At 72.7% G+C, this 25107-nt stretch carries 26 protein-coding genes and 1 pseudogene; 14 read left to right on the plus strand and 13 right to left on the minus strand.

What is annotated here, in order from left to right; translation table 11 throughout:
* Together ADL15_RS54785 and ADL15_RS46845 are read left to right on the plus strand one after the other, a co-directional pair.
* Positions 1–461: pseudogene (locus ADL15_RS54785) on the plus strand (sensor histidine kinase); the annotation flags it as partial.
* Positions 462–640: 179 nt separating this feature from the next.
* Entirely contained in the window at positions 641–1273 is a 633-nt protein-coding gene (locus tag ADL15_RS46845) for a response regulator (RefSeq protein WP_394327000.1), read from the plus strand.
* Between the two features lie 73 nt (positions 1274–1346).
* Here the strand turns inward: ADL15_RS46845 and ADL15_RS46850 are convergent, their stop codons facing one another.
* Positions 1347–1919, minus strand: a complete 573-nt coding sequence (locus ADL15_RS46850) for a TetR/AcrR family transcriptional regulator (RefSeq protein WP_067706642.1) — start codon at positions 1917–1919, stop codon at positions 1347–1349.
* A gap of 49 nt (positions 1920–1968) precedes the next feature.
* On the opposite strand from ADL15_RS46850, the gene ADL15_RS46855 reads away from it, so the two are divergent.
* Entirely contained in the window at positions 1969–2484 is a 516-nt protein-coding gene (locus tag ADL15_RS46855; RefSeq protein WP_067706644.1) for a GNAT family N-acetyltransferase, read from the plus strand.
* Positions 2485–2775: 291 nt separating this feature from the next.
* Here ADL15_RS46855 and ADL15_RS46860 read toward each other — a convergent pair whose 3' ends face one another.
* The 6 genes from ADL15_RS46860 to ADL15_RS46885 form a co-directional block, all read right to left on the minus strand.
* Positions 2776–3096, minus strand: coding sequence for a hypothetical protein (locus ADL15_RS46860; protein ID WP_067706646.1), 321 nt, complete (start codon positions 3094–3096; stop codon positions 2776–2778).
* Between the two features lie 224 nt (positions 3097–3320).
* On the minus strand, positions 3321–4559 hold the full coding sequence (mshC, locus tag ADL15_RS46865) for a cysteine--1-D-myo-inosityl 2-amino-2-deoxy-alpha-D-glucopyranoside ligase (RefSeq protein ID WP_067706649.1): 1239 nt from the start codon (positions 4557–4559) through the stop codon (positions 3321–3323).
* Between the two features lie 55 nt (positions 4560–4614).
* Positions 4615–5430 (minus strand): SCO1664 family protein, encoded by an 816-nt coding sequence (locus tag ADL15_RS46870; protein ID WP_067706652.1) that lies wholly within the window; start codon positions 5428–5430, stop codon positions 4615–4617.
* The gene (locus ADL15_RS46875) at positions 5427–6017 is read right to left on the minus strand and encodes a DUF3090 domain-containing protein (protein ID WP_067706655.1); all 591 of its coding nucleotides are present in this window, start codon (positions 6015–6017) and stop codon (positions 5427–5429) included. The genes ADL15_RS46870 and ADL15_RS46875 overlap by 4 nt, the downstream gene beginning before the upstream one ends.
* 109 nt (positions 6018–6126) lie before the next feature.
* Positions 6127–6819, minus strand: a complete 693-nt coding sequence (locus ADL15_RS46880; protein ID WP_067706658.1) for a histidine phosphatase family protein — start codon at positions 6817–6819, stop codon at positions 6127–6129.
* Positions 6819–7871, minus strand: coding sequence for an LLM class F420-dependent oxidoreductase (locus ADL15_RS46885; protein ID WP_067706660.1), 1053 nt, complete (start codon positions 7869–7871; stop codon positions 6819–6821). Before ADL15_RS46885 ends, ADL15_RS46880 begins: the two co-directional genes overlap by 1 nt.
* A 155-nt stretch (positions 7872–8026) precedes the next feature.
* On the opposite strand from ADL15_RS46885, the gene ADL15_RS46890 reads away from it, so the two are divergent.
* From ADL15_RS46890 to ADL15_RS46905, 4 genes are all read left to right on the plus strand, one after another.
* Positions 8027–9025 carry an aldo/keto reductase gene (locus ADL15_RS46890; RefSeq protein ID WP_067706663.1) on the plus strand — a complete coding sequence of 333 codons (999 nt, stop codon included), beginning with the start codon at positions 8027–8029 and terminating at the stop codon, positions 9023–9025.
* Between the two features lie 3 nt (positions 9026–9028).
* Positions 9029–10186: a sensor histidine kinase gene (locus ADL15_RS46895; protein ID WP_067706667.1), complete on the plus strand. Its 1158-nt coding sequence runs from the start codon at positions 9029–9031 to the stop codon at positions 10184–10186.
* Positions 10183–10824, plus strand: coding sequence for a response regulator (locus ADL15_RS46900; protein WP_067706670.1), 642 nt, complete (start codon positions 10183–10185; stop codon positions 10822–10824). Before ADL15_RS46895 ends, ADL15_RS46900 begins: the two co-directional genes overlap by 4 nt.
* A gap of 77 nt (positions 10825–10901) precedes the next feature.
* A complete protein-coding gene (locus ADL15_RS46905; protein ID WP_067706673.1) occupies positions 10902–11093 on the plus strand; it encodes a DUF5703 family protein in 192 nt (63 codons plus the stop codon).
* Between the two features lie 46 nt (positions 11094–11139).
* Here the strand turns inward: ADL15_RS46905 and ADL15_RS46910 are convergent, their stop codons facing one another.
* Positions 11140–11808 carry a hypothetical protein gene (locus ADL15_RS46910; RefSeq protein ID WP_067706675.1) on the minus strand — a complete coding sequence of 223 codons (669 nt, stop codon included), beginning with the start codon at positions 11806–11808 and terminating at the stop codon, positions 11140–11142.
* A 40-nt stretch (positions 11809–11848) separates the two neighbouring features.
* Entirely contained in the window at positions 11849–13156 is a 1308-nt protein-coding gene (locus ADL15_RS46915) for a M20/M25/M40 family metallo-hydrolase (protein ID WP_067706678.1), read from the minus strand.
* A 110-nt stretch (positions 13157–13266) separates the two neighbouring features.
* Between ADL15_RS46915 and ADL15_RS46920 the strand changes: the two genes are divergently transcribed.
* Positions 13267–13833 carry a hemerythrin domain-containing protein gene (locus tag ADL15_RS46920; RefSeq protein WP_067706681.1) on the plus strand — a complete coding sequence of 189 codons (567 nt, stop codon included), beginning with the start codon at positions 13267–13269 and terminating at the stop codon, positions 13831–13833.
* Positions 13834–13961: 128 nt separating this feature from the next.
* Complete coding sequence (locus ADL15_RS46925) at positions 13962–14915, plus strand: LysR family transcriptional regulator (protein WP_067706683.1); 954 nt, start codon at positions 13962–13964, stop codon at positions 14913–14915.
* Positions 14916–14949: 34 nt separating this feature from the next.
* Here the strand turns inward: ADL15_RS46925 and ADL15_RS46930 are convergent, their stop codons facing one another.
* Positions 14950–17547 carry an ATP-dependent Clp protease ATP-binding subunit gene (locus ADL15_RS46930; protein WP_067706686.1) on the minus strand — a complete coding sequence of 866 codons (2598 nt, stop codon included), beginning with the start codon at positions 17545–17547 and terminating at the stop codon, positions 14950–14952.
* 240 nt (positions 17548–17787) lie between these two features.
* Here ADL15_RS46930 and ADL15_RS46935 point away from each other — a divergent pair, with 240 nt between their 5' ends.
* The 5 genes from ADL15_RS46935 (at position 17788) to ADL15_RS46955 (ending at position 23413) form a co-directional block, all read left to right on the plus strand.
* On the plus strand, positions 17788–18171 hold the full coding sequence (locus ADL15_RS46935) for a PIN domain-containing protein (protein WP_198171313.1): 384 nt from the start codon (positions 17788–17790) through the stop codon (positions 18169–18171).
* Positions 18172–18787: 616 nt separating this feature from the next.
* Positions 18788–19048 carry a hypothetical protein gene (locus ADL15_RS46940; protein ID WP_067706689.1) on the plus strand — a complete coding sequence of 87 codons (261 nt, stop codon included), beginning with the start codon at positions 18788–18790 and terminating at the stop codon, positions 19046–19048.
* Positions 19049–19052: 4 nt separating this feature from the next.
* On the plus strand, positions 19053–19961 hold the full coding sequence (locus ADL15_RS46945; RefSeq protein ID WP_067706691.1) for a hypothetical protein: 909 nt from the start codon (positions 19053–19055) through the stop codon (positions 19959–19961).
* Between the two features lie 39 nt (positions 19962–20000).
* Positions 20001–22715, plus strand: a complete 2715-nt coding sequence (locus tag ADL15_RS46950) for an FtsK/SpoIIIE domain-containing protein (protein WP_067706694.1) — start codon at positions 20001–20003, stop codon at positions 22713–22715.
* Positions 22712–23413 (plus strand): hypothetical protein, encoded by a 702-nt coding sequence (locus ADL15_RS46955; RefSeq protein ID WP_067706697.1) that lies wholly within the window; start codon positions 22712–22714, stop codon positions 23411–23413. The genes ADL15_RS46950 and ADL15_RS46955 overlap by 4 nt, the downstream gene beginning before the upstream one ends.
* A 4-nt stretch (positions 23414–23417) precedes the next feature.
* Here the strand turns inward: ADL15_RS46955 and ADL15_RS53725 are convergent, their stop codons facing one another.
* The 3 genes from ADL15_RS53725 to ADL15_RS46965 form a co-directional block, all read right to left on the minus strand.
* Positions 23418–23585 carry a hypothetical protein gene (locus ADL15_RS53725; protein WP_157442042.1) on the minus strand — a complete coding sequence of 56 codons (168 nt, stop codon included), beginning with the start codon at positions 23583–23585 and terminating at the stop codon, positions 23418–23420.
* A gap of 50 nt (positions 23586–23635) precedes the next feature.
* A complete protein-coding gene (locus tag ADL15_RS46960; protein ID WP_067706700.1) occupies positions 23636–24229 on the minus strand; it encodes a hypothetical protein in 594 nt (197 codons plus the stop codon).
* A 272-nt stretch (positions 24230–24501) separates the two neighbouring features.
* A complete protein-coding gene (locus ADL15_RS46965; protein ID WP_067706703.1) occupies positions 24502–24924 on the minus strand; it encodes a TraR/DksA family transcriptional regulator in 423 nt (140 codons plus the stop codon).
* Positions 24925–25107: the final 183 nt, after the last annotated feature.

The following is a 25107-nucleotide window of genomic DNA, read 5'->3' on the forward strand; positions in this document are numbered from 1 at the left end:
CGGGTGAGCTGTCCGGGCCGGGGATGCCGGCTGGGTTGGTGGAGCCGCCGCAGGCGGGGATCGGGGACCTGGACGGCCTGGTCGGCAGCGTGCGGGCGGCGGGGATGGCGGTGGATTTCGACAGCGTGCTGCCGGTCGGCGGGCCGCCGGTGGTGGTGGGACGGGCGGTCTACCGGATCGTCCAGGAGGGGCTGACCAACGCGGGCAAGCATGGTTCGGCGCCGGCCGCGACGGTGCGGGTGGAGGGCGTTCCGGGCCGGGACCTGCGGATCACGATCAGCAACCCGGTGTCCGGCGGGCCCGCTGCCGGTGCCGGTGGCCTGGGCCTGATCGGGATCGGGGAACGGGTGGCACTGGCGGGAGGCACTTACCGGTACGGCGCGGAGCACGGCGTGTTCCGCCTGGAGGCGGCGCTGCCCTGGCCGGCGGATCCCGGCGATCTGCCCGCGGAGCAGCGATGACCGGGCCCGCCTCGGGTGCCGGGCCCGCCTCGGGTGCCGGAGCCGCCTCGGGTGCCGGGCCCGCCTCGGGTGCCGGAGCCGCCTCGGGTCCACGGCTTGCCTCGGGTGCCGGGGGTTCGGGTGCCGGGGGTTCGGGGAGCGATCCGGTGCGGCTGGGGCGGCCGATTCGGCTGGCGGTCGTGGATGACGATCCGCTGGTGCGGGCCGGATTGCGGATCCTGACCGGCGGGTCGCCGGACATCGAGGTGGTGGCCGAGGCCGGTGACGGCGCCGAGGCGGTCCGGGTCGCCGAGGCGCACTGGCCGGACGTGATGCTGATGGACGTGCGGATGCCGCGCGTCGACGGGCTCGTCGCCACCCGGCGGATCCGCGAGCGGCCGCACGCGCCGCAGGTGATCGTGCTGACCACGTTCGACGTCGACGAGTACGTGCTGGAGGCGCTGCGCGGCGGCGCCAGCGGGTTCCTGCTCAAGGACACCCCGCCGCTGGAGATCCTGGCAGCGGTCCGGACGGTCGCCGCCGGCGCCGCGATCCTCTCCCCCACCGCGATCCGGCGGCTGATCGACCACGTCGCCGACCCGGCCGCGAGCACCCGCCGGGCCGGCGCCCGGACCAGGCTGGCCGCCCTGACCGACCGGGAGACCGAGGTCGCCGTGCTGGTCGGCGGCGGCCGGTCGAACGCGGAGATCGCCACCGGGCTGCGGATGAGCCTGCCGACGGTGAAGGGGCACGTGTCCCGGCTGCTGACCAAACTGGACCTGAACAACCGGGTCCAGATCGCCCTGCTGGTCCACGACGCGGAGCTGCTCTGAGAGCCCGCGCCCGGACCGCCGCCGCGGGCCCGGCCGGGCGGAGGCTCGGCGGGCCGGTCGATCGCCGCCCGGATCAGTCGTGGAGCTGCTGGTGGACGGCGGCGGTGGTGCGGGCGAGGTCCCCGGTGGCCAGGAGGTCGAGCAGCGCGCCGCGGAGCACGGCCAGCACGGCGGTGCGACGGGCCAGCGCCGCCGGGGTGTCGCGGTCCGCGGCGGGCTGGGCCGCGGCCAGGACGTCGAGCCAGTCGGTGACGGTGTCCGCGGCGAACCGGGACCACGGGCCGGACGGCTCGACCAGGGACCGGGCGTAGGCCTCCAGCCACAGGACCAGCAGCGTGCGGTGGACCGGATCGCTGAGCCAGGCCCAGATCCGTACGCCGGCAGCCGGCAACCCGGACAGCGGCGGAGCCTGTTCGCGCACCCGGCGCAGCAGGTCCAGCTCGTCGGCCCGGGCCCGCGCGAGCAAAGCCCGGACCAGCCCGTCCTTGCTGCCGAAGAGGAACAGCAGCACCCGCGGACTGGATCCGATCGCGGCGGCCAGCGGGCGCAGCGACAGGTCGGTCAGGCCGTGCCCGCGGACGTACGCGTAGGCGAGTTCGAGCAGTTCGGTGTGGCGTGCCGAGGGCGCTGCCGTGGTGTCGGCCATCGGGCTAGTATCCGACTGAAACGAGTGTTTCAGTGGCGGAGGTGGCGTGATGGACGCGACGATTCGGCGGCTCGGGGTGCCCGGTGACCTCGGCTGGGTGGTGCAGGCGCACGGCGAGCTCTACGCCGCGGAGTACGGGTGGGACGCCAGCTTCGAGCGGATGGTCGTCCGGATCGTCGCGGACTTCGCCGACCGGCACGACCCCGGGCGGGAGGCCGGGTGGATCGCCGAGCAGGACGGCCGCCGGGTCGGGTCGGTGATGTGCACGGCGGCGGACGAGCCGGGCACCGCGCTGCTGCGGATACTGCTGGTGCATCCGGACGCGCGCGGGCTCGGGCTGGGCGGCCGCCTCGCCGACACCTGCATGGAGTTCGCGGTGAACGCCGGGTACGAGCGGATGCGGCTGTGGACGACGGACCCCCTGGTCGGGGCCCGGCACATCTACCTGCGGCGCGGATTCCAGCTGATCAAGGAGGAGCCGCAGCACATCTTCGGGGCGGCGATGGCCGGCCAGACCTACCTCCGGGAGTTCACCCCGGGCCCGGCGCCACTCGCGGAGCGCTGAGCACTCACGGCCCGTGGCTGGTTCTCAGGGGTGCCTCCTCGGCGCGGAGGCACCCCTGAGAACCAGCCGGGAACCGCGCGGCGCGCCACGGCCGCAACCAGCAGCCACCTCGCGGGCGGCGCGGAAACGCGCAGTGGAGTCGCGCGGCGCGGAGTCGCGTGGCGGAGACGCGCGGCGCGGAGACGCATGGGGGAAAGGCTCAGACCCGAGGAGCCAGGAGGCGCCTCGGGTCTGTGGCGTTCAATCAAGGTGCGGTTGCCGTGTCAACGGCTTCCGCGCGAGCGGGGCTTCTCAGAAGCCGACACCGATACCGACGCCGACGCCGATGCTGAGGCCGCCGCCGTAGCCGTAGCCGTGGTAGCCGTAGCCGCCGCCGTAGTAGCCGGTGCTGTAGCCGACACCGACGACCGGCACGCCGACGACGCCGACGACGCCGTAGTCATCGTCGTCCCAGTCGCGGGCGTAGCCGACGCCGTGCACGTGGGCGCGGTACACCGAGGCGCCGTGGTTCTTCTTGCAGTGGGTGTCGGCCGCCTGGGCGGGCGCGGCGAGAGCCAGGCTCGCGCCGGTAGCCAGGAACAGGCCGGCGAGGTACAGGGCCGGACGACGCATGATGGTTCCTTTCGAAACGTTTGTTGTGACCTCTGAAAGCATGTCGCGGGCGAGCCCGAAATGCACGTATTTCAGGCTAATAACAGCGCTAAGTGCATTATTTCGGCAAACTGCCCACATCCCCGCTGACCAGGGGTTAAGGTCGGATCGCCAGGCCTGTGCGCAGCACGCGAAAACGGCCCACCCGGAGACCGGGAGGGCCGTTCGTCAGAGCCGGAAAACGCTCAGAGACGCACACCGAGAAGCGCGTCGACCGCCTCCGCCATCAGCTTCGGCGCCGTGGTGTCGTCACCCGCGCCGGACAGCGCGGCCTCGGCCCAGGCGTCCACCACGGCCAGCGCCGCCGGGGCGTCCAGGTCGCTGGCGAGCGCTTCGCGTACGGCGGCGACGAGCCCGGCCCCGGACGGCCCGGACGGCGCGGCGGACGCCTCCCGCCAGCGGGCCAGGCGCTGCTCCCCGGCCTTGCGCACCTCGTCGGTCCACTCCCGGTCGGTGCGGTACTGCCCGGACAGCAGCCCGAGCCGGACCCCCATCGGGTCCACCCCGTCGGCGCGCAGCCGGGACACGAAGACCAGGTTGCCCTTGGACTTCGACATCTTCTCGCCGTCCAGGCCGATCATGCCGGCGTGCACGTAGTGCGAGGCGAACGGCGCCGCGCCGGTGAGCACCTCGGCGTGCGCCGCGGAGCACTCGTGGTGCGGGTAGAGCAGGTCACTGCCGCCGCCCTGCACGTCGATGGTGTCGCCGAGCAGGTTCAGCGCAATGGTGGCGCACTCGATGTGCCAGCCCGGGCGGCCGGGACCCAGGTCGCCGCCGTCCCACACCGGCTCGCCCTCGCGGGCGCCGCGCCACAGCAGCGGGTCGAGCGGGTCGCGCTTGCCGGCCCGCTCCGGGTCGCCGCCGCGCTCCGCGGAGAGCGTGGTCATCTCGTCGCGGGACAGGTTCGACTCGTAGCCCCAGCGCGGGGCGGCGGCGATGTCGAAGTAGACGTCGCCGGTGCCGTCCTCGAGGCGGTAGGCCGCGCCCTTGGCGACCAGGTCACGGACGTGCCCGGCGATCGCCGGGATCGACTCGACGGCGCCCACGTAGTGCGCCGGCGGGATGATCCGCAGCGCCTCCATGTCCTCGCGGAACAGCGCGGTCTCGCGCATCGCCAGGACCACCCAGTCCTCACCGTCGCGGGCGGCGCGCTCCAGCAGCGGGTCGTCGATGTCGGTCACGTTCTGCACGTACGCCACCTCGTGCCCGGCGTCCCGCCACAGGCGGTTGACCAGGTCGAAGGCGATCATCGTGGCGGCGTGCCCGAGATGGGTCGCGTCGTACGGCGTGATGCCGCAGACGTACATCGTCGCCGTCTCGCCCGGCGTGACCGGCTGCACCGACCGGCGTGCCGAGTCGTAGAGCTTGAGCGTGGGGGCGTCCCCCGGCAGGTTCGGCACGTCATGCCCGGTCCAAGCGTCCATCCCCGGAGCCTATCCAGCGGCCCGGCCGGAAGCCCTCCGGGCGTGACCTAAACCTCTAGATCGGCGGCCAGGGAATCGCCGGCCACTCGACCGGCGGTTTCGGGAACCGCCCGGACCGCAGCAACCTCTTCACCCGCAGCCGGACCTGCTGCACCTCGGTGATGGTCAGATGCTCGTCGAGGGCCTCGCCGAGCGCGCCGTCCAGCTCGTCGCGCAGCGAGCCGAGCACCTCGAGCGCCTCGTCCGGCAACGGTTTGCCGGTCCAGCCCCAGAGCACGGTACGCAGTTTGTTCTCCACGTGGAAGCTCACCCCGTGGTCGACCCCGTGGATCGCGCCGGTGGCCGGGTAGAGCACGTGGCCGCCCTTGCGATCGGCATTGTTGATCACCGAGTCGAAGACCGCGAGCCGGGCCAGGCGCGGGTCGTCGGCGTGCGCGAGCGCGTACGCGTCCCCGTCGTCGTCGCGGGCCGCCGCCACCGGGAACCAGCCCTGCGGCACGTCGTACGCCGGGACGAACCCGATCAGCCCCTCGGCCGCCTCCGGCTCGTCGATCCACAGCTGCAGCGCGCCCGGGCCGAGCGGACCGTCCCGCAGGATGGTCGGCGGCACCAGGTCCCACCCGGTGGCCTTGGAGACGATGTACGCCGACACCTCACGCCCGGCGAGCGTGCCGTCCGGGAAGTCCCACAGCGGGCGCTCACCGCGCACCGGCTTGTAGACGCAGCGGCGGGTCAGCCCGGCCAGGCTGATCTCGGCGCGCAGCGTGGTGTTCGAGGCGGCCACCAGACGGCCCTCGATCTCGATCTGCCCACGACCGAGCAACTCCAGGGCGTCGGCCTCGGCAAGCACTTCGGTGGGCTCCGCCGTCACCGGTGATAACCGTTGTGCCGGGGGCAGAGGTGACCGGCCGGGTCGAGCGGCTGGCCGCAGAGCGGGCACGGCGGCCGGCCGGCCGCCACCACCCGGCGGGCACGGTCGATGAACTGCCGGGTCGCCTCCGGAGTCAGCCGGACCCGCAGGCGATCGAGGTCGTCATCCGGCTCGTCGTCGTCATCGTCGTCATCGGCGTCGTCATCGGCGAGCGGGTCGTCGGTCAGCTCGACCTCGGACTCGCCGGCCTCGATCGCCTCGATCACCACCGTGGCGGTGTCGACGTCGAAGGCCAGACCCAGCGTGCCGACCCGGAACTCCTCGTCGACCGGCACGTCCAGCGGCTCGTTGTCGTGCACCGGCAGCAGCGCGGGCTCCGGCAGCGTGACACCGAACCGCTTGTTCGCCTCCAGCAGCAGCTCTTCGAGCTTCTCGGCGAGCAGTGACACCTGGACCTTCTCCAGGGCGACGCTGACCACTCTGCCGCCACCGCGTGCCTGGAGGTAGAAAGTCCGGTCCCCGGGCTCGCCCACCGTCCCGGCGACGAACCGCTCCGGCGGCTCGAAGGCATGCACTTGGTGGGTCATGGCGACAACCCTATCCATCCCCGGGCCCGATCGCGCGGCCCGGCAACGCCGGTTCGCCGAGGGCGCAATGAGGGAAACGCTACGGCTATCGCCCGGTCACGGACCGTCGTCAGACCCCGGCGCCGGCTCCGCCGCCGACCGCCGCGTCGCTCTGCTCGGCGGGCTTCTCCCCATCGGTTTTCCGGGGTACGAGGGACGCCAGCTCCCCGGTGTCGTTGACCCGCACCAGGAACGGCCGGGTCGGTGTGTACCGGATCACGGTGATCGATGCCGGGTCGGCCGCGATCCGCTGGAACTGATCGAGGTGCAGCCCCATGGCGTCGGCCACGATGGCCTTGATCACATCGCCGTGGCTGCAGGCCAGCCAGATCGACTCGGGGCCGTGCTCCTCGTTGACCCGCTGGTCCCAGGCCCGGACGGCGGCGATCGCGCGCGCCGACATGGCCGCCATCGCCTCGCCGCCGGGGAAGGTGACCGCGCTCGGGTGCTGCTGCACCACCGGCCAGAGGTCCTCCTTGGCCAGCTCCTTGAGCGGCCGGCCCTCCCAGTCGCCGTACCCGCACTCGATCAGGCCGTCCTCGAGTGCCGGGGTGGCGCCGGGCAGGGCCAGCTCGACGGTCTGCCGGCAGCGGATCAGCGGGCTGGACACCACCGCGGACAGCGGCAGGCCGGCCAGCCGGTCGGCGACCCGGGCGGCCTGGGTGCGGCCGGTCTCGTCGAGCTCCACCGGGCGGCGGCCGGCCAGCTCACCGGAGGCGTTCGCGGTGGTACGGCCGTGGCGCAGCAGCAGGACGGTGGCCACTAGCGCGCCACCCCGGCCTCGTCGTACGCCTGGGCGACCAGGCGCAGGGTGTTGATGCCGGACTCCAGGTCACCGACGTACGGGCTGATCGACAGGGTGCCGACGCCGGCCGCGGCGTACTCCTTGATCCGCTTGGTGATCCGGGTCTTGTCGCCGATGATCGAGGTGCGCTCGATGAACTCCTGCGGCACCGCCTCGGCGGCCTCGGCGACCTGCCGGTTCAGGTAGAGATCCTGCACCTTCGCGGCGGCCTCGCCGTACCCCATCCGGGTGGCGAGCTGGTTGTAGAAGTTCTGCTCCCGGCTGCCCATCCCGCCGATGTAGAGCGCCGCGTACCAGCGGACCACGTCGGCGCAGGCCGCCACGTCGTCACCGACCACGACCGGCACGGTGGGCGCCACGTCGAACCCGGTCAGGCCCTGGCCGTGCTTGGCCCGGCCGGCCGCGATGTGCCGCAGCTGGTCGTCGGCGGCGTCCGGGGCGAAGAAGATGGCCAGCCAGCCGTCGGCGACCTCACCGGCCAGCTCCAGGTTCTTCGGGCCGACCGCGGCCAGGTAGATCGGGAGCTCGGTGCGCGGCGGGTGGAAGCCCAGCTTGATCGCCTTGCCGGCGCCGCCGGGCAGCGGGAGCTGGTAGTGCTCGCCGTCGTACTGCACCTTGTCGCGGCGCAGCGCCATCTTGACGATGTCGACGTACTCCCGGGTGCGGGCGAGCGGCTTGGCGAACTTGACGCCGTGCCAGCCCTCGGAGACCTGCGGGCCGGAGACGCCCAGGCCGAGCCGGAACCGGCTGCCGGAGAGCGCGTCGAGGGTGGCCGCGGTCATCGCGGTCATCGCCGGGGTGCGCGCCGGGATCTGCAGCACGGCCGACCCGATGTCGATCTTCTCCGTCTGGCCGGCGATCCAGGCCAGCATGCTCACCGTGTCCGATCCGTACGCCTCGGCGGCCCAGACCACCGAGTAGCCGAGCCGGTCGGCCTCCTGGGCCATGGCGAGATGGTCGGCCGGCGTGCTCCACGCCGTCTGATAACCGAGGCTGAGTCCGAGCCGCACGGCGATGCCCTTCCTACAGAGGAACGCGACGGGATCTTCACAGATCCGCCCGCAAGCCTACTGATCGCTCGGCTTCACGTTTCCGTCCGGTAACCGACGCACCCCTGACGAGCTGGATGATTTCCATGGTGGCCAGGTCTGAATAAGGTTCACTCATGCATCAGCGACCGCTCGGCCGAAGCGGGCTGGCGGTCTCGCGGCTCGCGCTCGGCACCATGACCTGGGGACGGGACACCGACCCCGACGACGCGGCCGAGCAGATGAAGCTGTTCCTGGAAGCCGGCGGCACCCTGATCGACACCGCCGACGTGTACGGCAACGGCGACGCCGAGACGGTGATCGGCTCGCTGCTCGACCACCTGGTCCCCCGCGACGAGGTGGTGATCGCCACCAAGGCCGGGCTCACCCCGCACGGCTGGCGGGGCCGGGACGCCTCGCGCGGCAACCTGCTGCGCTCCCTCGACGCGTCGCTGCGCCGGCTGGGCACCGACTACGTCGACCTGTGGCAGGTGCACGGCTACGACGGGCACACCCCGTTCGAGGAGACGCTGTCCGCTCTGGATCACGCGGTCGCCAGCGGCAAGGTGCGGTACGCCGGTGTCTCCAACTTCGCCGCCTGGCAGACCGCCCGGGCCGCGACCTGGCAGTCGGCCTACCCGACCCGGGCGCCGATCATCGCCGCGCAGATGGAGTATTCGCTGCTGGAGCGCGGGATCGAGCGGGAGCTGCTGCCGGCCTCGGCGGCGCTCGGCTTCGGCGTGCTGGCCTGGTCGCCGCTGGGCCGCGGGGTGCTCACCGGCAAGTACCGCAACGGCCGCCCGCTGGACTCCCGGGCCGCCTCCGAGCAGTACGCGCCGTTCGTGCAGACGTATCTCGAACCGCGCAGCTCGAGCATCGTGCAGGCGGTGGTGATCGCGGCGGGCGGGCTCGGCGTCTCCCCGCTCGAGGTCGCGCTCGCCTGGATCCGGGACCGGCCCGGGGTGGCCGCGGTGATCCTCGGCGCCCGCACCGCGGGGCAGTTGCAGGGTTCGCTGAGCAGCGAGGACCTCACCCTGCCGCCGGAGATAGCCGGCGCGCTGGACGACGTCTCGGCGATCGACGTCGGGTACCCGGAGCGTGAGGGCTCCGGCGACCCGCACGGCGCGCTGCCGTAACCGATGCTGCGTCCCCTGATCGCCGCCGCCACCTATCGGCGTGCGGTGTTCCTGCTGCTGGGCGCGGTGCTGGCGCTGCCGTACACGGTGGGTCTGGGGTTTGTGGTCCAAGCGGTGGTGACCGACCCTGATCATTGGCCGAGCAATCTGCCGGTCGACCTGGCCGCCGCGGCGCTCGCGCTGGTCCCGCCGTTCCTGGGTGGCACCCGGGAGCTGGAGATCGCCGCCACCCGCGCGCTGCTGCACGTCGACCTGCCCGAGCCGGTCCGGGGCCGCCGGCTGGAGCGGGAGACCCGGCTGCGGTCCGCGCTCTGGTTCGGCCTGCACCTGTGCGCCGGGGTGGCGATCGGCGTGCTGGCGCTGATCGTGGTCCCGTTCGGGATGCTCGCCCTGGCCGGCGGTGAGGCGCTGGGCACCGCGTTCAGCTGGTGGTGGCTCCCGGCCGGGCCGGTGATCCTGGCCGGGGCGCTCTACGCGGTGGCCGGGCTGGGCACCCTGGCGGCCACGATGGCCCCGGTCCTGCTGGGCCCGTCGACCGCGGAGCAGGAACGCCACCTGGCCGACCGGGAACGGCGGCTCGCCGAGCGCAACCGGCTGGCCCGGGAGCTGCACGACGCGGTCGGGCACGCGCTGACCGCGATGACCCTGCAGGCCGGTGCGGCGCGGGCGGTCTTCGACACCGATCCGGCGTTCGCCCGGACCGCGCTGGCCGCGATCGAGGAGGCCGGGCGGTCGGCGGCCGGCGAGCTGGACACGGTCCTGGGTATCCTGCGCGACGAGGCGGCCGGGCGCGAGACCGCGCCGACTCTGGCCGCATTGGACCGCCTCCTCCATGAGCACGTCACCGCGGAGATCGACGAGGCCGGCACGATGGACCTCCCGCCCCGGGTCTCCCGCGAGGCGTACCGGATCGTCCAGGAGTCACTCACCAACGCGGCCCGGCACGGCGCCGGGCCGGTCACGCTGCGCATCCGGCAGGACGGGGATCTGATGATCGAGGTGACGAACCCGCGGGCCGCGACGCCGTCGGGACGGCCCGGCGGTGGCCACGGGATCGCCGGCATGCGGGACCGGGTCCGGCTGCTCGGCGGCACCCTCGAGGCCGGACCGGACGGCGCGGTCTGGCGGGTCGTGGCGCGGCTGCCGGGGAGCCCCGGATGACCAGCGTGCTGATCGTCGACGACGACCTGCTGGTGCGCACCGGGCTGCGGGCGATCCTCGGCGCCGCACCGGACCTCACGGTGGCCGGCGAGGCCGACGACGGCAGCGAGGTGGTCGAGGCCGCGGTCCGGTTGCGGCCCGACGTCGTGCTCATGGACGTACGGATGCCACGCCTGGACGGCATCCAGGCCACCCGGCTGCTCCTGGCCCGGTTCACCGCCGACCCGCCCCGGGTCCTGGTGGTGACCACGTTCGCCAACGACGAGTACGTCTACGAGGCACTCCAGGCCGGCGCCAGCGGTTTCCTGCTCAAACGCGCCCGGCCGGAGCAGATCGTCGAGGCGGTCCGGGTGGTGGCCCGCGGCGACTCGCTGCTGTTCCCGGCCGCGATCAAGAAGCTGGCCGCCGCGTACGCTCGACCGGACGGCGGGCCCGCCGAGGCCGGGCTGACCGCGCGGGAGGCCGAGGTGCTCACCCTGATGGCCGACGGCCTGTCGAACGTGGAGATCGCCGGACGGCTGGTGCTCGGCGTCGAGACGATCAAGACGCACGTGCGGAACGTGCTGGCGAAACTCGGCGTGCGCGACCGCACCCAGGCGGTCGTCGTGGCGTACCGGAAAGGGTTTGTCCGTCCTTGACCGCGCGCCTGTGACAAGGGCAGCGATCCGGTTCCGGGACTGGTGCCGGGCTCGGGCCCGGAGGCATATTAGATCGCATGGACTACGAATACGCGCCGTTGAGGTTGCCTTCGAATGTCGATCGCCCGACCGCGGCGGCGCAACTGACCATCCAGGCCGAGTTCTCCGGCTGGGAGCTGGCCCGGGTGCAGCTCTTCGCGGACGGCAGCCGCAAGGTGATGCTCCGCCGGCCGGTCCGGCCGACACCCCTGCCCAACCTGAGCTACTGAGAAGCCCGCCCGGCACCAGCCGGACGGGCTTCCTCGTCAGCGCAGGTCAGTGGTTGTGACCGGCGTGGTCGTCTTCCTCGTCGGGCAGGAAGGGGTGCTCGTCGAGCCGGCCGACCAGCTGGTCGGTCTCCACCGGGGCGAACGGGCCGGAGCCGTCGGCGTCGTCGAACGCCTCCAGGTCGAGGGGCTCCTCGACCTCGGTCACCGTGAGCAGGCCGTCGAGCGGCTCCAGCTCGGGCACGTCGAGCGAGGCGAGCGAGCCGTCGCCGGCCTGCAGCAGCTCGAGCACGGCCTCGCCGACCGACTCGACCGGGCCGACCTCCTCGTCGTCCGGCACCGAGCTGCGCCGGGCGGTCTCGGCGACACGCAGCAGCGCGGCCACGCTCGGGACCCGGTAGTCGCGGCGCTGCCGGACCGAGATCACCTGCGGGTATGGGTCGCCCGCCCCGCTGCCGTCGCCGGCCTCACCGGCGAGGAAGCGCTGGTCCGCCTCGTCCGGGTCGATCGACTCGACGTCCCACGGGGTGACCTCGCCGTAGGCGTCGAGCAGCTTCTCGTCGTACGCGAAGGAGGCGTTGTTGAGGTCGACATACGCCTGCCACACGTCGTCGTCGTCAATCCGGCCGGCGGCGGCCTTGACGGCCGTGAGGTGTGCACGCGCTGCCTCCACCACCCGTTCGAGGGCGGCGTCGAGCTCCGCGTTCTGGTCGCTCATCTGTTCGGGGGTCCTTCCCAATTCACACTGACTCGAGCATCTAGCTGTTTCGGAGCAGTCGGTCGAGCACACGTACGCCGAACTTTAGCCCGTCGACCGGCACTCGCTCGTCGATGCCGTGGAACAGGGCGGCGAAGTTCAGGTCAGGCGGAAGTTGCAGCGGGGCGAACCCGAAGCATCGGATGCCCAGAGTGCTGAACGCCTTCGCGTCGGTTCCACCCGACATCAAGTACGGCACGGTACGCGCTCCCGGGTCCTCGGCGCGAAGTGCGGCACCCATCGCCTCGACCAGCGGGCCGCCGAACTCGGTCTCCACGGCGGGCTGCCGGTGCACGTGCTCGATCTCCACGTCCGGCCCGATGATGTCGCGCAGCTCGGCCAGGAACGAGTCGGCCTGACCGGGCAGGGTCCGGCAGTCGATGGTGGCCGACGCCCGGCCGGGGATCACGTTGTCCTTGTACCCGGCCTCGAGGCGGGTCGGGTTCGCGGTGTTGCGGATGGTCGCGCCGATCAGGTTCGCGATCGGGCCGAGCTTGGAGATCGCCAGTTCCGGGTCGTCCGGGTTCAGGTCGATCCCCAGCGACTCGCTGATCTGCTCCAGGAACGCCCGCACGGTCGGGGTGACCACGGTCGGGAAGCGGTGCCGGCCGACCGCGGCGACCGCCTCGGCCAGCGCGGTGACCGCGTTGTCGTCGTGGATGAACGAGCCGTGGCCGGGGCGGCCGTGCGCGTGCAGCCGCAGCCAGTCGAGGCCCTTCTCGGCGGTCTGCACCAGGTAGAGCCGCAGGTTGTCGTTGACCGTGTACGAGTACCCGCCGACCTCACCGATCGCCTCGGTGCAGCCCTCGAACTCCTCCGGGTGGTTCTGCACCAGCCACTGCGAGCCGTACTCCATCCCGGCTTCCTCGTCGGCGGTGTACGCCAGCACGATGTCCCGGGGCGGGGTGTAGCCGATCCGCTGCCACTCCCGGACCACGGCGAGCACCATGGCGTCGAAGTCCTTCATGTCGACGGCGCCCCGGCCCCACAGGTAGCCGTCCTTGACCTCGCCGGAGAACGGGTGCACCGACCACTCGCTCGCGTCGGCCGGCACCACGTCCAGGTGGCCGTGCACCAGTAGCGCGCCCCGGGACCGGTCGGCGCCGGGGATCCGGGCGACCAGGTTGGTGCGCTTGGGCGCCGACTCCAGGATGCGGGACTCGATGCCGGCGTCGGCCAGGCGTTCGGCGACGTACTCGGCGGCGACCCGCTCGCCCACGGTGGTCCGCGGGTCCCCTGTGTTGGTGGTGTCGATGCGCAGGAGGTCCTGGCAGAGCCCGGTGACCTCGTCCACGGCGGAGGTGTTCATCCGCCTTTCTTACCAGCAAAGTGTGAAGAGTCCTTCATCCGCTCTCCGGGTGGCGGGCGGCGCGGTCGGATGGGTTTGGTGGGACGGCCTCAGCGGGTATCGCCGCGGTCATGTCTGATGTGAATCTTCCGCCGCTCCCGCCGATCGGCGACACCATTTCCGGGCGCAGCGTCGTCGATGTCCTGAGCGAGCAGCACCGCGAATTGATCAGCCTGGGCGCGCGGGCGCTGGCCGACGACTCGGCCAAGGTCCGCTCGGTGCTGATCGCCACTCTGTCCCGGCACCTCTCCGCCGAGGAGCAGTACCTCTACCCGGCCGTGCGCACCGCGGTGCCGGACGGCGACCGGATCGCCGACCGCGAGCTGGCCGAGGACATGGAACTGCTCACACTCATGCAGGACGAGAACCGGGTGGCGGAGATCGTGGCCGCCGTCGAGCGGCACGTCGAGGCGGACGCCGGCGAGCTGTTCCCGCTGCTCGAGCAGATGGTGCCGGCCGAGGACATGATCCGGCTGGGCAACCGGGTGGAGATGGCCGCCGAGGCCGCGCCGACCCGCCCGCACCCGCGCTCGCCGGTCTCCCCGCCGTGGAACAAGCTCGTCGACCCGCTCCTCGGAGTCATCGACAAGGTTCGTGATGTAGCCACCTCGCGCACCACATATGCGCGCGATCTGTAAACATCCGTTTACTTAACGACCGTTTGGCATGGAACATCCCGTTACTTAACTGATTTGTCACAAACCACCGATCTTTCCACGGGTTCCAGGTCTAGCCTTCGATCCCGTTCTAGTCCTAACGTCACGCTATGAACCTGGAGCTGCGGCATCTGAAGGTCGTCTGCGCCATCGCGGAGACCGGCAGCGTCACCAAGGCCGCGTCACAACTCGGCCTGGCGCAACCGGCACTCACCGCCCAGCTGCAACGGATCGAACGCACCCTCGGCGGAGCCCTCTTCGACCGGGACCGCCGCGGCGCACGCCCCACGGCGCTCGGCGAACTGGTGCTGTCCCGGGCCCGGGTCCTGCTACCGGCGATGAAAGGCCTGCAGGACGAGGCCGCCCGCCTCGCGGCCGGCGGCAGTTCCACGCTCACCCGGTACCGGATGGGCGCCATCGGCGGACCGGTCTTCGCACACATGCTGCACCGGATCTCCGCCGTCCAGCCCGAGGCGCAGATCTCCACCTACGCGTCCTACTACGTCGACGAGCTGGCCACCATGGTGCTCAACGGCAAGCTGGACTTCGCGCAGGTCGGCGTGTGCGGCGACGCCCTGCCCTCGGCGGAGTACGGCCTGATGTGGGACACCATCGCGGTCGACGCGGTGTGCGTGCTGATGCGCGAGGACCACCCGCAGGCCAAGGGCCACGAGGTCGACCTGGCCGAGCTCGCCTCCGAGCAGTGGTCCGCGGCGGCCGGCGACGGCTGCTTCGAGACCTGCTTCGCGGCCGCCTGCGCCCGGGCCGGCTTCGCGCCGCGCCGGGTCCTGGAGACCGACGCGCGCGCCTGCATCGACATGGTCGAGCTGGGCGTCGCGATCGGCCTGTGCCAACCGACCTTCCGCCCGCCGGCGGGCCTGACCACCCGACCACTCAAGGGGGCGCCGCTGCGCTGGCGCCTGATCCTCGGCTGGCACCCGGAGTCCCAGGCCGCCCGGACCGCACCACAGCTGCTCGAGCTGGGCCGGGAGGCCTATCAGGACGTCATCGCCCGCAACGAGGGTTACGTGGAATGGATGCGCGAACAGGCCGCGGCCGCCTGAGGCCCGGGACGGCTCCGGGTGCGGCGGGCGTCGGCTAGTGAAGACCGACCGGTGACGCGATGGCGAAGCTCAGGTCGCCCTCCCGGATGTCCACCCGGACCGTCTGGCCGGGCGCCAGGTCCGCCGCGAGCAGCATCTTGGACAGACGGTTGTCGAGTTCGCGCTGGATGGTGCGGCGCAGCGGCCGGGCGCCGAACTCGGGCTGGTAGCCCTTGTCGGCCAGCCAGTCCACCGCGGCCGTGGTGATCTCCATCTGGACGTCCTGCGCGTTCAGCCGGCGGCGGGTCGACGCGAGCAGCATCTCGGTGATCTTGCGGAGCTGCTCGGTCTCCAGCTGGCGGAAGATGATGATCTCGTCGATCCGGTTGATGAACTCCGGGCGCAGCTGCTCCTTGAGCCGCCGGTCGAGGCGGTCCCGCAGATCCTCGTCCGGGGTGCGGCCGTTCTCCGCGCCGGCGAAGCCGACACTGCGGGTGGTGCCGTTGATCAGGTCCGACCCCAGGTTGCTGGTCATGATCAGGACCGTGTTCTTGAAGTTCACGGTACGACCCTGACTGTCGGTCAGCCGCCCGTCGTCGAGCACCTGCAGCAGCATGTTGAAGACGTCCGGGTGGGCCTTCTCGATCTCGTCGAGCAGCACCACGCTGTACGGCCGCCGCCGCACCGCCTCGGTGAGCTGACCGGCCTCGTCGTAGCCGACGTACCCGGGTGGCGCGCCGACCAGGCGGGACACCGTGTGCCGCTCCTGGAACTCGCTCATGTCCAGCCGGATCATCTTGTCCGAGTCGCCGAACAGCGCCTCGGCGAGGGAGCGGGCCAGCTCGGTCTTGCCGACCCCGGTCGGGCCGAGGAACAGGAAGCTGCCGACCGGCCGGCCCTCGTCACCCAGCCCGGCCCGCGAGCGGCGCACCGACTCGGCGACCGCGATCACCGCGTCCTCCTGGCCGATCACGTGCTCGTGCAGGTGCTGCTCGAGCCGGAGCAGGCGGTCCCGCTCGGCCTCGGTCAGCTGCGCCACCGGGATGCCGGTGGCCCGGGACACCACCTCGGCGATGTCCGCCTCGGTGACCCGGGGCACGCCGTCCGCGCAGGCACCGGCGCCGGCGATCTTCGCCTTCAGCTCGTTGATCTCGTCGCGCAGCCGGGAGGCGACCTCGTAGTTCTCCGCGGCCACCGCCTGGTCGCGGTCCCGGGAGAGCTGTTCGAGCTGGCGTTCCCGCTCGCGCAGGTCGGCGTCCGGCATCTTGGTGCGCAGCCGGACCCGGGCACCGGCCTGGTCGATCAGGTCGATCGCCTTGTCCGGCAGGAACCGGTCGGTGATGTACCGGTCGGAGAGCACCGCCGCGGCGTCCAGCGCCTCGTCGGTGATCCGGACCTGGTGGTGCGCCTCGTAGTTGTCCCGCAGCCCGCGCAGGATCGCCACGGCGTCCTCCACCGACGGCTCGCCGACCACGACCGGCTGGAAGCGCCGGGCCAGCGCGGCGTCCTTCTCGATGTGCTTGCGGTACTCGTTCAGGGTGGTCGCGCCGATCACCCGGAGCTGGCCGCGGGCCAGGGCCGGCTTGAGCATGTTGCCGGCGTCCATCCCGCCGCCCTCGCCGCCGCCACCCGCGCCGACCAGGGTGTGGATCTCGTCCAGGAAGACGATCAGTTCGTCCCCGGACGACTGGATCTCGTCAATGATCTTGCGGAGGCGCTCCTCGAAGTCGCCCCGGTACCGGGTGCCGGCCACCAGCCCGGCCAGGTCCAGCTGGACCACCCGCTTGTCCTGCAGGGTGAGCGGCACGTCGCCGTCCACGATCCGCTGGGCCAGGCCCTCCACGATCGCGGTCTTGCCGACCCCGGCCTCCCCGATCAGCACCGGGTTGTTCTTGGTACGCCGGGACAGGATCTCCACGGCCTGCTCGATCTCGTCGGCCCGCCCGATCACCGGGTCGATCTCGCCGCGCCGGGCCACCTCGGTCAGGTCCACCGCGTACTGCTCCAGCGTCGGCGTGGCCACCGTGACCCGCCCGCCGCCGCGGGAGCCGCCCTGGCCGCCACCGGCCGGGTGCGCCGGGTCCGGGTTCGGGATCGCCCGCGGGTCGAGCCGTCCGGCCAGCAGCCGCCCGGCCACCGAGTCGGCGTTCAGGCCGAGCGCCATCAGGATGTGTTCCGGCCCGATGTAGGAGGCGCTCACCGCGCGGGAGATCTGCAGGCTGTCCAGCAGCGCGCGCTTGGCCGCCGGGGTCAGCGCCACCTGTTCCGGGTCGTCCCGGCCGGGCGCGCCCATGTCGGCCCGGCGGTTCGCCGCGGCGGTGCGGGACGCGTCGTCGCCGAGCCGGGCGTCCAGCTCGCCGAGCAGCACCTGCGGGTCGGCGCCGGCCCGGCGGACGGTGTGTTTCATCGGTTCCTGCTGCAGGACCGCCCACAGCAGGTGGTCGGTGTCCAGGTCGGCGAGTCCGGGATCGCCCGCGCCGAGGTCGGCGGCCCGCCGTGCGGCGTCGGCCAGCACCTGGCGTGCGTCGTTGCTCATGTAGCGGGCGATGTCGATCCGCTGCGACGCCCGGCGCGGCTCGGCCGCACCGAAGAAGCGTGCGAACAGGTCGTCCCACTGACCGGGTCCAGCCGGCCCCAACGGTCCGATGCTCATCAGTCTCTCTTCTCCTGATACTCCACCGGCGGTTCCCTGGAAGTTGAGTGCGATAGGCTCAACTTCATGACCCTGGAACCGGTCTTCCGGGAACCCGCCGTCCCCGAACCCGCGCCCGCGTCGCCGGAGTCCCCGTCTCAGCAGGCCACACCGAGGGCGTCCGCGTCCGGCGAACCGGCGTCTCCGGTGGTGTCTTCTGCCGCTCCGACGCCGGTTCCGGCAGGTTCGGCCGGTTCGGCCGTGCCCCTGATCATCGTGGACGGGGCGAATGTCGTGGGCTCGGTCCCGGACGGCTGGTGGCGGGACCGGGCCGGCGCCGCGATCCGCCTGCGGGACAAGCTGGCCGCGCTGCCGGCGGCGGGCCTGCCCGGCATCCCGCCGCCGATCGAGGTGGTCCTGGTCGTCGAGGGCAAGGCCCGGGACATTCCGCAAGGTCCGCCCGGGGTCCGGATCGCCCGCGCCACCGGCTCCGGCGACGACGAGATCATCGACGTGGTACGCCATGAGCACACGTCCGGCCCGGTCCCCCGCCGGATCGTGGTGATCACCGCGGACCGGGGCCTGCGCGACCGCGCCACCGCCCTGGGCGCCGAGGTCCGCGGCCCGACCGCCGTCCCCCGCTGACCCCACGCCATCTCGGGGCCCCGACCGTGCGTGGGGACTTTCGGCGCGCTCCGCACCACAACTCCCCACGCAAGCGGCAACAACGCACTGCGTGGGGACTTTCGGCGCGCTCCGCACCACAACTCCCCACGCAAGCGGCAACAACACTGTGCGTGGGGACTTTCGGCGCACTCCGCACCACAACTCCCCACGTGAGTGGGGTGGGTGGGGTGACCGGGACCAACGGCGGACAATGAAGGGTGCGGCGATCGTTGTGGACGCGCCAGCGGCCAGATCGCCGTGCCCGGCCCCCGCGGGAGCGGCGATCCGCACCCGGCACCCACCGGGGACATCATGATCTTGAAGTTGTTTTTGATCTTCGGATCGTGGGCAATCGGGGCGACGAGGCTCACACCCGGCACGGAGGGGGTCGGCGGACGCGGGGAGATCGGCATGATCCACAATGGACGCTGCTCGGAAGACCGTGCCAGCTGGGCGATCATCGGAATCGATAGTCGGACTGGTTGTGCGCTTTTATCTCCGCGGTCTGCCAATTCCGGGCAGTCGAGGACAGCGCGGCCGGAACCGGGCGGTAGTCTGGGACGGCAAGACTGCAGACGTACAGGAGGCCGAACGAGTGGCCAGTGTCGCCGAGGTCAGAGCGGCTGTGGACGCCGCGCTCCAGCAGGTGAACGAGGGGCAGGCGGCGATACAGGCGGCTCGGGAGAAGCTCGGTGAGGCTCAGCAGAGCCTGGCCGCGGCGCTCGACGGGAGCGCCCACGACGCGGTCGGCACCGCGCATGCCTCGCTGTCTCAAGCCGATCAACAGCTTGAGGAGTGTTTCACCGCGACGCTGGTCGCGGTCGAGGCGGCGCAGACCTACACCGCCACCCTCTGACGCGATGTCGCTGCTGCAGGAACTCGGCGCCCGCCTCAGGGCCGCCTCCGACGAGTTGCCCGACGGGCTCGTCGTGGTGGCGATGGAGAAGCTCCGCACCGCCACCGAGCTGCTGAACTGGGTGCGCGAGGCGTCCGAGCACAAGATGGGCGTGCCGGAGCTCGGCAACGCCACCGAGCACGCCGAACGCGCGGCCGCGGCGCTGCGCCTCGCCGAGGACGCGATCGAGACCTACCTCGCCTCCCTCGGCCTGGGCGGCGACCCCGGCGGCCCGCGCGGCCAGGAGTGGCGTGAGGCGCTGCGCCCCGACCCGGAGAAGGACCGCGCGCCGGCCGACCCGGCGGCCGAGGCGACCGGCGAGCAGCTCGGCCCGTGGTGGCAGGAGCGGGTCGCGCAGCTCACCGGCGAGGCCGCCCCGCCGGAGCAGAAGCAGCAGGGCGACGCGGCGGGCCGGACCGACACCGCCGAGCTGCTGCGCCGGGTCGCGGCCGGGGTGCGCGCCGGCGACAAGGCCCGGCTGGGCCGGGAGCTGCACGCGGTGACCGCCTCGACCGGGCTCGGCCTGTCCGCGGTCACCCCGCCGGTGCTGCACCGGCTGGCCGGCGACCTGCTCGGGCACGAGCCGCGGCCGGAGGACGTGCCCCGGCTGCGCAGCGCGGCCGAGGCGCGGGTCAAGGCGTTGCTGCCGGGCACCTCACCGGGCGTGCTGGACACCCTCATCGCCCGGATCTGCCGGGTGCCGGCCCCGCAGCAGGGCAACCGCCCGGCCGGGCATCCGGCCGACAACGCGGTGACCGCGAGCGTACTCACCGGCGTGCTGCTGGCCCGGCTGGGCCGGGACGCCGCGGCCCTCGACCCGGACGCGCCGGAGCCGGTCCGGCCCCGCACCGAGGCCGAGGAGCAGCGCTCATGATGTCAGCGGGCTGGACAACTGCGACGATGCCGGCGGGTCATGGCTGAATCCACCAAACAGCAGGTCATGGAGATCCGGGCCGGGCTGTCCCACGCACTCGGGGTCGCGGAGAACGCTCTCGGGCGCGCCCGCCATGACGAGGGCACCGCGGTCACCCGCTGGGAACGGATCCGCGCGGCGGCCGAGAGCCGGGTGCGCAAGCTCGGCGCGGCCCGCGACGAGCGGCTGCGCTCGGTGACCGCATGGCACGACTCCGAGCTGGCCGGACTGGCCGGTGCGGCGGCCGGTGCGGCCGACCGCGCGGCGCCGGGCGCGGCCGGGGAGACCTGGTCGTCCTGGGAGCCGACACCGCTGCCGAAGGCCGCCGAGCTGCGGATCGGGCGGTTGCTGCTGCCCGAGCCGCCCGGCGCCGGCGCCACCGAGCCGGAGCGGCCGGGCCGCCCGTGGCAGTGGGAGGAGGGCGCCGAGGAGCCCGCTCCCGCGCCCGACGTGCCGGCCCTGGTGCAGCTGCTCGACCACGGGCACGTGGTGGTGCAGGGCGACCGGAAACTCGGCGACGACGTGGTCGCCGCGCTGCTGCTGCGCGCCCTGGGCACCAGCACGCCGGGCACCCTCCAGGTGATCGGGTACGACCCGGAGCACCTCGGCGGCGGGCTGGCCGGGTTCGCCCCGCTCGCGCCGGTCCGGGTGCTCACCTTCGTCGCCCCGAACGCGCTGGGCAAGCTGCTCGACGACCTGGTCGGCGAGGTCCGGCGGATCAACGAGACGGTGCTGGCCGGGGAGTTTTCGTCGCTGCGCGAGCTGCACGCGGCGACCAACCGGCGGCCCGAGCCGTGGCGGGTCGCGGTGCTGCTCGGCGCCGGCGAGCTGAACCGGCACGAGCGTACCCAGCTCGACCGGCTGCTGCGGACCGGTGCGGCCTGCGGGGTGCACCTGATCGTGCACGGGCTGACCGTCCCGCCCGGGCCCGGCATCGAGTGCGTCACCGCCGCGCCCGGCGACGAGGCCCGGATCAGCAGCGGCGGCGACCTGCCGGTCCGGCTCGACCCCGGCCCGCCGCAGCAGACGCTGACCGCGACCTGCCGGCAGATCGCCGAGGCGGTCGCGGCCGGTCCCGCGCCGATCGCCCTGGACAGCCTGCTGCCCCGGCCCGAACAGGAGTGGCGGGAGAGCTCGGCGACCGGGGTGACCGCGCCGCTCGGCGACAGCCCGCAGGGCACCCGGGTGCTGGTGTCGCTCAGCGACTACCCGCCGCACGCGCTGATCGCCGGGCCGTCCGGCACCGGAAAGACCAACCTGATCTACGCCTGGCTGGGGTCGCTCGCGGCCCGCTACTCCCCCGCCGAGCTGGCGTTCTACCTGCTCGACTTCAAGGAGGGCGTGTCGTTCGCCCGGTTCGCGCCGGGCCGCCGCGACCAGAGCTGGCTGCCGCACGTCCGGCTGGTCGGGGTGAACGTCAACACCGACCGGGAGTTCGGCCTGGCCCTGCTGAGGTTCCTCGGCGCCGAGCTGCGCCGCCGGGCGGACGCCGCGAAACAGCACGAGGTGACGAACCTGGCCGAGCTGCGCGCCGAGGACCCGGGCGGCGACTGGCCGCGGATCGTCGCCGTGGTCGACGAGTTCCAGGTGCTGCTGGCCGGCCGGGACTCGGTCACCAACGAGGCCGTCGACATGCTCGAGGACCTCGCCCGCCGGGGCCGGTCGCAGGGCATCCACCTGATCCTGGCCAGCCAGGACGTCTCCGGCATCGAGGCGCTGTGGGGCCGGCCCGCGCTGGTCGCGCAGTTCTCGCTGCGGATCGCGCTGCCCCGGGCCCGCCGGGTGCTCGCCGAGCAGAACACCGCCGCCGAGTCGCTGCCGCGCTACCACGCCGTGGTGAACCCGGACTCCGGCGCGACCGAGGCCAACCAGGTGGTCCGGGTGCCGTCGGCCGGCGACCGGGACCGCTGGAGCACGTTCCAGCACCGGCTGTGGCGCCGCCTGCCGAAGGACTCGCTGCCGCCCCGGCTCTTCGACGGCGACACCCAGCCGCGGCTGGCCGACAGCCCCGACTTCCGGTCGCTGATCGCCGACGACTCGCCCGCGCCGGCCGCCCTGCTCGGCGAGACCATCGACGTGATGTCCCGCTCGGCGCGGACCGTGCTGCGCCGCGCGCCGGGCCGCAACCTGGCCGTGCTCGGCACCCGGACCGAGGAGGCCTGCGCGGTGCTGGCCACCGCCGGGCGCTCGCTCGCCGCGCAGTTCGCCCGGGACGGCGCCCGCTTCTCGATCGCCTGCTTCGACCCGGACGCCCGGGCCGCCGCCGAGGCGCTGCACGCCCGGATCCCGGACTGCGGCTGGTACGACGCGTCGAACGTCGACTGGCTCCTCGAGGACGCCGCCGCCGAGTCGACAGCGGCCTGGCCGGCCGACCGCCCGCACTTCATCCTGCTCTACGCGGCGGACGCGCTGCCCGGTGGCAAGGCCGCCGGTGATCAGTTGCGGACGGTCCTGCGGCAGGGCCCGGAACGCCGGCTGCACGTGCTCGGCTGGTGGCGCGGCGCCGGGCTGCTGCGCGACACCCTGGGCGGGCCGAGCTCGCGGACCGACCCGATCGGCGCCTGGGTGGCGCTGGACGTGCACGGCAGCGAGCTGGCCCCGTTCTACCCGGGCGCCGGTGCGCCCAACTGGTATCCGCGACCCTGGCGTGCGCTGCACTTCGACCGATCGGTGCATCGCGGCGCCGAGGTGATCATTCCGTACGGAGTGTCATGAGCGCCCTGGAACCGGCCGACTTCGAGCGGGCCGACTACCGCACCGTGCTGCGCCGGCTGACCACGCTGGACCAGCGCGCCGCCGACCTGCGCGCCGAAGCGGTCGCCTGGCACGCCGCGCAGCGCGCCACCGCCGACGAGGCGGTGCAGGAGGCCGAGGACCGGGTACGGGCCACCAAGCGGGCCACCCGGGCCGCTCAGCGCGACCTGGAGGAGGTCGACGCGCGGGCGGCCGGGCTGTGGTCGGAGTACGTGCACCGGGTCGGGCCGGTGGCCGAGCGGTTCGGGCGCACCCTGCCGCCGCCCAGCATCCCCCGGCAGCGCACCGAGCTGGGCGCCCGGGACTACCTCGCCGAGGTGGAGAAACGGATCAACTGGACGCCGCCGGCCCGCCCGGTCACCTTCGGCGTCAAGGTGCTCTACGTGATCTTCGGGCTGGTCGGCGGCCTGCTCGGCGCGCTCGGCAACCAGGTGCTGCGGCAGACCGGGCTGGCCTCGGCCGGTGACTGGCACCAGGCCGCGCCGGTGGTGGCACTGCTGGTCCTGCTGGCCTGCCCGGTGCTGTCGGTGGTCACGGCCAAGCTGGTGGCCGATCGGCGCAAGGCGGCCCTGGACACCGCGACCGTGGTCACCGTGCTGGCCACCGGCCTGGTCACGGCACTGCTGCTGTTCTCGGCGATGCAGTACGCGGCGACCTGAGCTGTCAGCGGGGCGTGGCCATCGCCCGGCGCTGCTCGGCCTCCTCGGTGAGGGCGGCGGGCACGTCCAGGTGGTCGCCCGCGCCGTGGGCCTCGTCGTACTCGAGGTCGCCGGCGTCGTCGTACTCGGGTCCGGTCTGTTCCTGCGGTTGCGCGGGGCTGGCGTCGGTCATCCTCTGGTTTTACCCCCGCCCGCCCCGCGAAACCGTTGTTGTCCCCGGATTCAGCCGACCGGCATCGGTTTCAGTTCGGCGTGCCGGACGGTGTAGTCGCCCCGGGTCACCACCGCGAACGGGGCCGGCGCCAGGCAGGTGCCGATCCTCGCCTCGTGCCAGGTGCCGTCGGCGTCCTGGTCACCGCTGAACGACCAGGTGAACCCGACCCGGTCGCCGTGCCCGCGGCCGCCGTCCTGGACGCTGAACCCGACCCGCTTGCCGACCCAGTCCGCCACCACGCTGTCGGCCCGGGTGACCACCGCGGTCAGGGTGGCCAGACCGGGGCTGGTGACCAGGCAGTCGACGGTCGCCTCGAAGCGGACCGTCAGCTGCTGGGCGGGAACGAAGTGCGACACCCGGACCGTGCCGGTCGCGTCGGTCGGCAGACCGTGCGGCAGGCCGGGGATCGGCTTGGTGTACGGCGTGGACCGGACGTCGAAGGCGAACGAGCGCACGTCGTCGTCCGGGTCGAACGGGAGCATGAAGTCGGCCGAGCCGGTCACCCTCGCGGTGTCCGGCCGGGCGCTGGCCGGCGCCGTCGCCGCCAGAATCGTTCCGGCGATGGCCGCCATCCCGGCGACCCATCGTGTGGTTCTGCGCATCGTCGACCTTTCCTGATACGCCACCGCGGTGGTGGCGTCTGTGATCCAGGTTGGTCGATCGGCGGTGGTGGCAGATCCCCTGCGCGAGGGGATCCACTCCCTCTGCCGGGGGAGACGTTTACCGCCCGGCGATTTCGAAAGCCCATTGTTCTCGGGGACCTGTGCCGTTTCGGCACTCGCCCCGCACATTCCCCGCCGCATTGTCGACCAGATGGTCGACACGTTTTGCCGGTGCCCGCTTCCACCCGCACGAAAACGGGCACCGGAACGCTTCAGCTGGCCCGGCGCTCGCGGTTCTGCTTGCAGTGGACACAGGTGGTGGCCGACGGGAACACCTCGAGGCGCTCCCACGGGATCGGGTTGGAACACGCCTCGCAGTTGCCGTACGTGCCCTCGTCGAGGCGGTGGATGGCGTGCTCCGCCTGCGTCCGCCGGTCGAGCAGGGTCCGCAGCAGCGACGTGGCAGCGTCCCGCTCCGCGGTCTTGGACCCGCTGTCGGCCTGGTCGTCGCCGGCAGCGTCGCCGATCTCGACCAGCCGCAGCCGGTGGTTCTGGGTTACGGCATCTTCGTACTCCGTGTCGAGCTCCGCGAACCGGTTCCGCAGGATCACCCGGATCTGCTCGATCTCCTCGGCCGAGCGCCCCTTCGCCGTGCTCGCGCCCTTACCCGCAACAACCGCTCCGTTGACGAGCATGCAGTCCCCCTGCCTTCCCTCAGCCCAGCCGGTGGGCATCATCCGGGTCAACTGCGACCCGGCCTGGCTCGACTTGTGGAGCCGCCTGATACCCACCGCCGGGGACCCCAAACGAGGCCCCCGCAAAAAAGTAACCGGAGCATAACTGTCAGTGGTCGAATCCGCCACGGACTCGGCACACGG

Source organism: Actinoplanes awajinensis subsp. mycoplanecinus, from assembly GCF_001509495.1.
GTDB classification, from domain to species: domain Bacteria; phylum Actinomycetota; class Actinomycetes; order Mycobacteriales; family Micromonosporaceae; genus Actinoplanes; species Actinoplanes palleronii.

Bases quoted from the DNA above. Each gene is read 5' to 3' on its own strand.
- ADL15_RS46850 (WP_067706642.1), bottom strand. From the start codon at position 1,919: ATGGCCGACACCACGGCAGCGCCCTCGGCACGCCACACCGAACTGCTC.
- ADL15_RS46855 (WP_067706644.1), top strand. From the start codon at position 1,969: ATGGACGCGACGATTCGGCGGCTCGGGGTGCCCGGTGACCTCGGCTGG.
- ADL15_RS46860 (WP_067706646.1), bottom strand. From the start codon at position 3,096: ATGCGTCGTCCGGCCCTGTACCTCGCCGGCCTGTTCCTGGCTACCGGC.
- mshC (WP_067706649.1), bottom strand. From the start codon at position 4,559: ATGGACGCTTGGACCGGGCATGACGTGCCGAACCTGCCGGGGGACGCC.
- ADL15_RS46875 (WP_067706655.1), bottom strand. From the start codon at position 6,017: ATGACCCACCAAGTGCATGCCTTCGAGCCGCCGGAGCGGTTCGTCGCC.
- ADL15_RS46890 (WP_067706663.1), top strand. From the start codon at position 8,027: ATGCATCAGCGACCGCTCGGCCGAAGCGGGCTGGCGGTCTCGCGGCTC.
- ADL15_RS46895 (WP_067706667.1), top strand. From the start codon at position 9,029: ATGCTGCGTCCCCTGATCGCCGCCGCCACCTATCGGCGTGCGGTGTTC.
- ADL15_RS46900 (WP_067706670.1), top strand. From the start codon at position 10,183: ATGACCAGCGTGCTGATCGTCGACGACGACCTGCTGGTGCGCACCGGG.
- ADL15_RS46905 (WP_067706673.1), top strand. From the start codon at position 10,902: ATGGACTACGAATACGCGCCGTTGAGGTTGCCTTCGAATGTCGATCGC.
- ADL15_RS46910 (WP_067706675.1), bottom strand. From the start codon at position 11,808: ATGAGCGACCAGAACGCGGAGCTCGACGCCGCCCTCGAACGGGTGGTG.
- ADL15_RS46915 (WP_067706678.1), bottom strand. From the start codon at position 13,156: ATGAACACCTCCGCCGTGGACGAGGTCACCGGGCTCTGCCAGGACCTC.
- ADL15_RS46920 (WP_067706681.1), top strand. From the start codon at position 13,267: ATGTCTGATGTGAATCTTCCGCCGCTCCCGCCGATCGGCGACACCATT.
- ADL15_RS46925 (WP_067706683.1), top strand. From the start codon at position 13,962: ATGAACCTGGAGCTGCGGCATCTGAAGGTCGTCTGCGCCATCGCGGAG.
- ADL15_RS46930 (WP_067706686.1), bottom strand. From the start codon at position 17,547: ATGAGCATCGGACCGTTGGGGCCGGCTGGACCCGGTCAGTGGGACGAC.
- ADL15_RS46945 (WP_067706691.1), top strand. From the start codon at position 19,053: ATGTCGCTGCTGCAGGAACTCGGCGCCCGCCTCAGGGCCGCCTCCGAC.
- ADL15_RS46950 (WP_067706694.1), top strand. From the start codon at position 20,001: ATGGCTGAATCCACCAAACAGCAGGTCATGGAGATCCGGGCCGGGCTG.
- ADL15_RS46955 (WP_067706697.1), top strand. From the start codon at position 22,712: ATGAGCGCCCTGGAACCGGCCGACTTCGAGCGGGCCGACTACCGCACC.
- ADL15_RS53725 (WP_157442042.1), bottom strand. From the start codon at position 23,585: ATGACCGACGCCAGCCCCGCGCAACCGCAGGAACAGACCGGACCCGAG.
- ADL15_RS46960 (WP_067706700.1), bottom strand. From the start codon at position 24,229: ATGCGCAGAACCACACGATGGGTCGCCGGGATGGCGGCCATCGCCGGA.
- ADL15_RS46965 (WP_067706703.1), bottom strand. From the start codon at position 24,924: ATGCTCGTCAACGGAGCGGTTGTTGCGGGTAAGGGCGCGAGCACGGCG.